The sequence below is a fragment of the Coleofasciculus sp. G3-WIS-01 genome, from assembly GCF_040223135.1.
Lineage (GTDB): Bacteria > Cyanobacteriota > Cyanobacteriia > Cyanobacteriales > Coleofasciculaceae > Coleofasciculus.
Window position 1 is genome coordinate 39,138 of sequence record NZ_JAVJZI010000060.1, and the last position, 9,150, is coordinate 48,287.

Sequence of the window (9,150 nt, forward strand, 5' to 3'; positions counted from 1 at the left end):
AATCAATACCCCTATGGCAAACGGGTAGCCTTCGAGACTAAACTCTTGCATAAAATTCCTAATCTCACCAGATAAGTTAATAAAGAAAACTCTTTCCTTTACCTGAGATGGTCAATCACCAAACCCATGAACTTCACCAGCAACTGCGCCAGTTAATCGCCCAGGCTTGCTCTCACCCACCCGATACGCCTGAACGCCAGCGAGACTTGACTAAGCTGATTCGAGCGATTATAAAATCGGGCAAACTTTGGAAAGACAATGACCCCAACTATGGAGATGCCTTACAAAAAACTTGGATCTACTTATGCAAAAATATTGACAAGTATGATCCGGAACGTGCTAGTGTTATTACCTGGCTCAATGAATATCTCAAGAAACGATTGCTCGATTTCAAACTCCAACGATCCCAGACTCAGAAACGGAAAATTACCGGCCATTCTAACTTGGGGCAAGACCCCGAACTATCCAGTAGCAATCCGATAGAAAACATCCCCGCTTCACCCGATATTCCACCAATTCTTGAAGAAACTAGAGAGTGGGCGCAAGCCGATTCTGATGGAGAGTTGCGTCGCATTCACATCAAGGGTCATCCGGAAATCACTTGCCAAGTGTTAATTTTACGACGTTTACCCCCAGAAACGCCTTGGAATACTTTGGCACAAGAATTTGGTGTTTCTGTGTCAACATTAAATGCTTTTTATCGCCGCAAATGTATGCCGCGCTTGCGTAAATTTGGCGAGTCGCAGGGATATTTGTAGAAGCGGCAGGGAAGCAGCCAGAATGATAATTGCTCAGATGATTTGACCATTGATATCCGTTTGCCGATAGTCATAGCACTTAATTTATGGGTGAACTCCGATTGACTGATCTGAGCCAAGCCTGACTTGAGTATAAATTGTTACATCATTTTACATTATCGCCGCCAGTTCAACAGTTTGACAAGTTAACCCGTTTACATTCTTACCATTCTACATTATAGCCATGACTTATACCCAGCCAAACATCGAAGAATTTTCCCTACCTTTGCCGATTACTCAGGTAGCCAAAAAGACAGCGCAACAGTTTGCCAGACAACAACAAACCCCCCCAAAGCAGGAACAAGTTTATCTCAATACCCTAGCCGTTTGTGCAGTCAATGATTACTTGCAAATGATGGGAATAGCTACAGACTTGACAGCGGGAGATAGCTGGAATCCCGTGATGCGCTTCTGTGTAGATGTCGCCGATTTAGACGTAACTGGAAAAGGACGCTTAGAATGTCGTCCCCTGAAAAAAGACCAGCAAATCTGTTCGATTCCCCCTGAAGTATCAGCCGAACGCATTGGCTATATCTTGGTGCAAATTGATGAATCCGTCGGAGAAGCTACATTGTTAGGCTTTACTCAAACTGTAGCCAATGAAGTCCATATCCACCAATTACAACCCATCGAAGATGTACTCACTCATCTGAGTCAAATTCAACAGCCTGAACCCATCAAACTCTCAGTCACATTAAGCCAATGGTTTGAAAATCTCTTTGAGGCGGGTTGGCAATCTCTGGATAGCCTGTTCGGTACAGAATCAGGCAATTTAGCCTGGGGATTCAGAAAGAATTCCGAGTTGACACAAGCATCGGTTAAGGGTGTCAAGCTAATCGATTTAGGAATGGAATTGGAATCTCAACCCTTGACGATGCTAGTGGGCTTAATCCAGGAAGCTGATGACAAGGTGGGTATCCGTATCCAGCTACACCCAGCGGCTGGGGAAACCTACTTACCCGCCAATCTCCAGTTGATTTTACACGCCCAATCCGGGAACATTATACAGGAGGTGCGATCGCGTACTCAAGATAACTACATTCAACTGAAACGCTTTAAAGTTCCTTATGGGAAAGGTTTCAGTATCCAAGTGGTGTTGGATGGTGTGAGCGTGACAGAAGAATTTAGCGTTTGAGTAAACAGATAAAGCTGAGATAGAGAGGTTAATTGCAGAGTCAGCCTCTAAACCTACAATTTCTCCGTTGTTACCTAGAGGGGCGGGTTTAGTTCAGTTATCGGTTTTGTCAAAAACGTTATCGGTAAAACCCGCCCCTACAACCCTTCTGCCTTAATTATTTCTGAGGGAAATGAGTAAGCTAGTTGTCTTAAATCTAGGACATGGTAACTTAAACGATGGTTTTCCTGTTGTTATCGCTCAACTGCGGGAAACTGATAATCCTCACCCGATACAATTGACGGGAAGCTTACCGCCAGCACCCGCAATTCTCGAACTTTACCGCCGTTGGCAATTACTATACGAGTTACTCTATGAATCCTTAGCGCAAGAAAATCCGGAACTCTATCAGAATCGAATGTGGCGTCACTCCTCAGTCATTGATGAAGACTTTGAAATTGATGATGGTGATGTTACCCAAGTTTCCGATGCCGATTTCAATAATGTCTGTCAGGAATTACAAAACCACATTAACACCTGGTTTAACGCGGATGAATTTAGAACCATCGACCAGAAATTACGACTTTATTTAGCTCACACCGATGAAATTCGTGTAATTATTGAAACGGAAGATAACCAACTGAGAAAAATTCCCTGGCATCTCTGGAGTTTTTTTCAGGATTATCCTCACGCCGAAATTGCTGTTAGTGCCATAAACTATGAAAAAAGCCAAACACCTGATAATTTGTCTGCTAAACGAGTTAGGATTTTAGCAATTCTCGGCAATAGCACGGGGATTGATGTTGAAGCGGATCGAAAGTTGCTCAAAGAATTGCCAGATGCAGAAATTTCATTTTTAGTTGAACCTAGCCGCCGAGAATTAAATGCCCAACTGTGGCATGAACGCGGCTGGGATATCTTGTTTTTTGCTGGACATAGTTCTAGCCAAGCTGATGGTGAAATTGGTCAATTATTTATCAACCAAAACGATAGTTTAACGATATCTCAGCTTAAACATGGTTTGAGTAAATCTATTGTTCGGGGTTTAAAGATCGCGATTTTTAACTCTTGTGATGGCTTGGGATTAGCACGGGAACTCGCTTCTTTACACATCCCGCAAATGATTGTCATGCGGGAACCTGTACCAGATCAAGTGGCACAGGACTTTTTAAAAGAGTTTCTGACGGCTTTTTCGAGAGGAGAATCCTTTTATTTAGCAGTACGTGAAGCCAGGGAAAAATTGCAGGGATTAGAGAATGATTTCCCCGGTGCGAGTTGGTTACCTTTGATTTGCCAAAATCCGGCGGCGATTCCTCCCAGTTGGCAGGATTGGCTGGACAACGGAAGTAGACAAAAGGACAAGAAAACCCGGAAACGAAGAAATCAGGGAAGCATTAAACCTGCGTTTATGACAAGTGTCGTGGTAACAGGTTTGGTTATCGTCACCCGGTATCTCGGACTACTACAACCTTGGGAGTTAAAAGCCTATGATTGTGTTATGCGATCGCGCCCTGATGAAGCACCCGATTCCCGTCTCTTGGTGGTAACAATTACAGACAAGGATTTGCAGTTACCGGAACAGGAAAATAGACGCGGTTCACTTTCTGATGAAGTGTTCTATAAACTGGTGCAGAAACTGGAAGCTTATCAACCCAGAGTTATTGGCTTGGATATTTTTCGTGATCCCCCCGATTATGAACCTAAACTGGCTCAATTAAAGGCTTATTTGCGTCAAGATGACCGTTTTTTTGCCATCTGTCATATCGGCATACCAGGAGATGACTATTCGAGTATTTCACCCCCAGCAGATATTCCCAGAGAACGACTAGGGTTTAGCAATGTTCTGCCGGATTCAGATCGTATTGTGCGTCGCCATCTTTTATCAATGGGGGTTCCGGCGACGTCTCCCTGTACAACACCCTACGCCCTTAGCTTTCAATTAGCGACTCATTATCTGAAAGCTGAAGGCATTACCCTTAAGTTGACTCAACCTGAAAGCTGGGTTCGTAGAAGCGCTAAAGCGCTTACTACAAGCTATCGCTTAAAAGCACCAGTGGGAGGGTATAAAAAAGCCGATACCTGGGGAAATCAAATCTTACTGAATTACCGTTCCTATCGTGCTGTTGACAAAATTGCCCCTATCGTTAGCCTAACCGATGTTCTCCAGGATAAGGTTCAACCCGAACTGGTGAAAAATCGGATTATTTTGATTGGGGCGCACCACTCCCAATCCCATGACTATTTTCTCACTCCTTATAGTCAAGATAATTCCCCGGCTCAACAAATTCCAGGGGTGATTCTCCACGCCCAAATGGTGAGTCAAATCCTCAGTGCGGTTTTAGATGGACGACCATTGTTAACCATCCTACCGCCTTGGGGAGATATCTTATGGATTTGGGGTTGGTCCGGTGTGGCAGGTATACTGGCTTGGCGGTTAAACTCACCCATCCATTTCGCGATCGCCAGCGCCATGGCTTTGGTTATTCTATATGGAGGATGTTATTACCTGTTTACCCAAGGCATTTGGATACCCCTGGTTCCCTCAGCCTTGGCGATAGTGGGTACAAGTGGCGGCGCGATCGTTTATTCTAGGAGAAAAGGGTAGAACAGTAGAATAATAGTCAATTTTTAAGACAATGCTGACCCAACAAAAATTATTTAATATACTACTACTACAGCGCGGGTTCAAATACCTACCAGTTAACATAAACCAAAAAGCCTCCTGCCTTCTGCCTCCTGCCTTCTGCCTTCTTGCACTAGGTTGGGCAATGAGTTTTGCTATGATTAGCTTAACGCCAATACAAGCACAGCCAATCCCAGGAGAAGGTTATGCACAACAACCCCCGCCAAATCCTGGGGATGATGCACCAGAGGGAACTGTTCCAGCCGGAAGTCGTGGTCCTTGTCCGGATATCCAGCAACCTCTTACGCCTTTGGTTTTAGTTACTCAAGAGTCGGCTGATTCAGACCAACAATTGCGCTGGGGATTTACGACTCAAGACTATCCTACGTTTTGGTTTTATGTGCCTTATGCGCCAGAGTCTATTCGTTCGGCTAAGTTTTCTCTGCAAACTCGACGGGGTGAGACAGTCTATGAAATGCCGTTATCCCTGACTGGAATACCGGGAGTTATTTCTATTGTGCTTCCGACGACAGCGGCGGCGTTGGACAAGGGTGAGTGGTATCGTTCGTTTTTGCATGTTGATGTGTATTGTACGCCGACAACTCCGGCACAAAAGGATTCGACGTTTGCTTGGGTGAAACGGAAAGATATTGATTCAAAGTTAGGGGAACTGTTGGGGGCGGCGACACGAGAGGAACAAGCGATACTTTATGTCCAAAATGGCTTTTCCTACGAGGCGCTGAATATGTTAGCTGGACGGGAGAACCAACAGGAGTGGGATAACCTGTTGCGCTTACTGGGGCTAGACGCGATTAGTTTTTAACATATAAGTAGGTGGACACAATTAAAGTGAAATAGGAATACTATAGTAACGTATCAGGGAAATAGAGAAGATAACAATTACGTTGTTAATCTTCTCTATCGTTAAAATTTCCTGATTGGTTAAATGAGTGAATCCGTATTTTAGCCTTTAGTTGGCTCGCGGATGTTTGGGGGATTCGTAGTAAACTGGAGAGCCTTGATCCTTAACGAAATGACAAGCCCAGTAAGAACGAATAAAGCTTTTCCAAATCGGCTCATTTGAGCAGCGATAATAATCGCCTAACATCGGCTTAATTGCCTCGGTTGCCGTTTTCAAGTGATAGTGGGGCATATTCAAGAAAATATGATGCGCCACATGAGTCCCGATATTATGATGAATGGGATTGATAAAGCCGTAATCCCGATCAATCGTTGATAATGCTCCTTTAAGGAAATACCAATCCTTTCCTCGATACCAGGGAATATCTGGTTCGGTATGATGCAGGAACGTGACCAAATCTAGCCACATTACAAACACCACATAAGGAACCAGGTAATACTTCACCAGAAATAGCCAACCGAACTGAAAAGTCAGTCCACCTAAAAAGGCAACCATTAATATCCAGAGGGTAGAACTGGTGACAATATCCCATTTTTCTGAGGGACGGAATAACGGACTGCTGGGCAAAAAGTGGGAACCTTTGCGATCAGACGATCGCTTAAATAGATAGAGGGGATAAGCTAGCAATGGTAAATTAAAGCGGAATAGCTTTTCATACCATGGCATCTGTTCATACTTACTCTGAGATACCGGATACCAACTTTCATCTGTTTCCAGACTACCAGTATTAGCATGATGGGTTCTGTGACTGATGCGCCACCCGTGGAAGGGTACCAGGATGGGAGTGTGAGACAGATGTCCAATCAGGTTATTCAGCCATTTAATCTTAGAGAAAGAGCCATGACCGCAGTCATGACCCACCACAAACAACGCCCAAAACATGGTTCCTTGGAGTAACCAGAAGATGGGGAAAAAGAACCAGGAATCCAGTTTATAGGCGATGGCATAAAATCCAGCGATTATGCCAATGTCTAGAAAGAAGTAACTTAGAGACTTCCAGACAGAGGGTTCAAAACAGTAGGCGGGAATTGCCGCTTTTAAGTCTTGGAGAGTAAAGGGTAACTCTTCTTTAGGAGTGGATGAGGCTGTAATCGTTGCCTGCTTGAGAACTGTGTTTGATTGCACGAAACTTCCAATTTAATTTTAAAACCTACATTAAGTCAACTACCTGCCACACACAATATGCCAGGTAAACCGGGTAAATATAGGCTTGAATTACACAAGCTTGATTGTAACCTTTTATGACCTTAGTTGTTCAAATAAATCTAAAATTAGTGGATCAGTTGTTTGTCAGTCAATAACTACGCGATCGCGCAAGCGGCTCATCCCATTAGCACCAAAATAGCATTTATGCCAGATGTTGCCTTTGCTCCCCATAGCAATATCTTATAGTATCAGTCAGTGCAAAACATAGTTGACACAATACTATAAATATGTATTCAGTAGTCAATCAGACGTAGCTCTAACACTATAACTAGATGTGTTGGTTTAAGCAACCTCAACCCAACTAAGCCAGCTTAGAAGCTAGGTTTTCCTCAAATCCAACCAATTGCCACACACATAAGGAAAATCTATCATCTTATGTACGAGAGAGTCAGCCTAGCGGATATCGTTGAGAATTGCAGGTTAAACGACATTGGAATCAAGGGATTGAAAAGCTTTAGGCAAAATGTGCGATCGCTCATCGCTGTAGGTTGGGTTGAGGAACGAAACCCAACATATCATGATTCATAACCAACCCAATTCTATAGCTATAACCCAGCGCATTCAGGAACCCTTGCTATTCCTTCATGTTCGTGCGATCGCGCCAAATCCTATCCGACGGAAAAGCGAGTGAGGTTATTAGAATTAGAGCCATACTTCTAGGTTATGATTGTTGAAAATCCCAACAATTACTTATAATCTAATGCTAAAGTTCTACTACAATCCAATCTCTGTTAATGCTCGCCGAGTTTGGGTGACATTACTGGAAAAACAAATTCCCTTTGAGCCAATTTTGGTGAATCTAGATGGAGATCACCTGAGTGAGAATTTTACCGCCATTAACCCGCTTCAGCGAATTCCTGTCGTCATCGATAATGGATTTCGGATTGTTGAATCGTTAGCCATTTTGGACTATTTAGAGGCAAAGTATCCAACGCCATCATTAATACCTAGTGAAATTGACGCGATCGCAACGGTTCGGATGGTAGAAATGATAGCCGTTAATGAACTTCAGCCGCTGATGATTCCTTTAACTAAACTCTTGGTTGGACTCAAAGTCAATCCTGATAAAATTGACAATGCTCTGCAACGCATAACGACTATTATTCAATTTTATGAAAATCTTTTGGCGGGACATATTTACTTTGTGAATAATCAAATCACCCTAGCGGATATCGTAGCTGGAACACTTGTCCCCTCCTTACCCCAATTAGGTTTATCTCTAGACACTTACCCATCCATAAAGCCATGGTTCCAGCAACTTGAGCAGCGAGAAAGTTGGCAACAGACATCTGTGAAACCTGAAATGATTGCAGCCGCTCTCCCGAATATGCGAGCCATTTTAGAGAAGCGATAATCCAGAGATCTAGACATCCGCCCGGAGCCCGGAGTTTGAACTCCGGGCTAAAAGCTAAAGTCCATTTTAATGGACTAAAACTCTTATCCAGTCAGCTTTAGCTGAATGCAAGCTTTGAGCCAGGGATTTGAATCCCTGGCTAATTGTTGCTACTGGTGCAAGATGTGAAAAGGTGGATTGGATATGAGACAATCATAGAGATGAGGCTTCCAGTTCTACAAGCTAGAATAAACAATAAAACTGCCTTTCCCGAAAAATGCTATGACTTACACCCCATCTAAACTTCTAACGTTCGACCAATTTATAGCAGAATATGGGGATAATCCCAGGTACGAACTTATTGATGGAGAACTACGAGACATGGAACCAACAGGTCCTCATGAAGAAGTTGCTGGGACTATTGCGGGTAGAATCTATGCCGAAATTATTGGTAATCAGTTAAACTGGTTAATTCCCAAAAGTTGTTTAATTAAACCACTCGCTGCTGAAGCGACAGCACTACGCCCTGATGTCATTGTTTTAGATAAAGCCGAACTCAGCAACGAACCGCTTTGGCAAAAAGAGCCAATTATTTGTAATGGCAAAACAATCAAACTCGTTGCCGAAGTTGTTAGCACAAACTGGCAAGATGACTATGCTAGAAAAGTCGAAGAGTATGCGGTTCTAGGCATTCCCGAATTCTGGATTGTAGACTTTCGCGGCTTAGGCGGTTGGCAATTCATTGGCAAGCCAAAACAACCCACTTTTACAGTATGCCAACTTATTAGGGGGACGTATCAGCAGCAAAAATATCGCTTGGGAGATACAATTACATCTTACCTTTTGCCCAACTTACAACTCAAACTCGACGATGTTATGCCCAATTAATTTTGTCAATGGATAATTAATAATTGATAATTGACAATTGATTAATTGGGTCTAAGACCTCTTCGTTTACGAAGAAATTAAAAAAAATTTTCCTTAATTTCAATCCTCTTCTTTTAAGGAGAGGTCATTATCCATTGATAATCCCACGCTGAAAGCGCGAGTGATTGCTGCTCTCAAATCAGGAGGTACTGAAGCATTTAAAGAGGCGGTCGATAACCCGGTGGTTAACGTTTTGGTAGGAATTATTGAGGGATGGATGCAAGCAGA

General features: G+C 43.2%; 7 protein-coding genes. 6 read left to right on the forward strand and 1 reads right to left on the reverse strand.

Annotation, left to right across the window (positions count from 1 at the left end):
- Positions 1–107 precede the first annotated feature (107 nt).
- From RIM23_RS06190 to RIM23_RS06205, 4 genes are all read left to right on the forward strand, one after another.
- The gene (locus tag RIM23_RS06190) at positions 108–758 is read left to right on the forward strand and encodes a sigma-70 family RNA polymerase sigma factor (protein WP_446365393.1); all 651 of its coding nucleotides are present in this window, start codon (positions 108–110) and stop codon (positions 756–758) included.
- 223 nt (positions 759–981) lie between these two features.
- Positions 982–1,932: a DUF1822 family protein gene (locus tag RIM23_RS06195; protein ID WP_446365395.1), complete on the forward strand. Its 951-nt coding sequence runs from the start codon at positions 982–984 to the stop codon at positions 1,930–1,932.
- A gap of 172 nt (positions 1,933–2,104) precedes the next feature.
- Positions 2,105–4,516 (forward strand): CHASE2 domain-containing protein, encoded by a 2,412-nt coding sequence (locus tag RIM23_RS06200; protein WP_446365397.1) that lies wholly within the window; start codon positions 2,105–2,107, stop codon positions 4,514–4,516.
- A 163-nt stretch (positions 4,517–4,679) separates the two neighbouring features.
- Complete coding sequence (locus tag RIM23_RS06205; protein ID WP_446365399.1) at positions 4,680–5,357, forward strand: DUF928 domain-containing protein; 678 nt, start codon at positions 4,680–4,682, stop codon at positions 5,355–5,357.
- A gap of 147 nt (positions 5,358–5,504) precedes the next feature.
- Here RIM23_RS06205 and RIM23_RS06210 read toward each other — a convergent pair whose 3' ends face one another.
- Positions 5,505–6,581 carry a DUF3474 domain-containing protein gene (locus tag RIM23_RS06210; RefSeq protein WP_446365401.1) on the reverse strand — a complete coding sequence of 359 codons (1,077 nt, stop codon included), beginning with the start codon at positions 6,579–6,581 and terminating at the stop codon, positions 5,505–5,507.
- A gap of 781 nt (positions 6,582–7,362) precedes the next feature.
- Between RIM23_RS06210 and RIM23_RS06215 the strand changes: the two genes are divergently transcribed.
- A complete protein-coding gene (locus tag RIM23_RS06215) occupies positions 7,363–8,016 on the forward strand; it encodes a glutathione S-transferase family protein (protein ID WP_446365403.1) in 654 nt (217 codons plus the stop codon).
- Positions 8,017–8,277: 261 nt separating this feature from the next.
- Positions 8,278–8,883 (forward strand): Uma2 family endonuclease, encoded by a 606-nt coding sequence (locus tag RIM23_RS06220; protein WP_446365405.1) that lies wholly within the window; start codon positions 8,278–8,280, stop codon positions 8,881–8,883.
- Positions 8,884–9,150: the final 267 nt, after the last annotated feature.

Bases quoted from the DNA above. Each gene is read 5' to 3' on its own strand.
- RIM23_RS06215 (WP_446365403.1), top strand. From the start codon at position 7,363: ATGCTAAAGTTCTACTACAATCCAATCTCTGTTAATGCTCGCCGAGTT.
- RIM23_RS06220 (WP_446365405.1), top strand. From the start codon at position 8,278: ATGACTTACACCCCATCTAAACTTCTAACGTTCGACCAATTTATAGCA.
- RIM23_RS06200 (WP_446365397.1), top strand. From the start codon at position 2,105: ATGAGTAAGCTAGTTGTCTTAAATCTAGGACATGGTAACTTAAACGAT.
- RIM23_RS06195 (WP_446365395.1), top strand. From the start codon at position 982: ATGACTTATACCCAGCCAAACATCGAAGAATTTTCCCTACCTTTGCCG.
- RIM23_RS06205 (WP_446365399.1), top strand. From the start codon at position 4,680: ATGAGTTTTGCTATGATTAGCTTAACGCCAATACAAGCACAGCCAATC.
- RIM23_RS06190 (WP_446365393.1), top strand. From the start codon at position 108: ATGGTCAATCACCAAACCCATGAACTTCACCAGCAACTGCGCCAGTTA.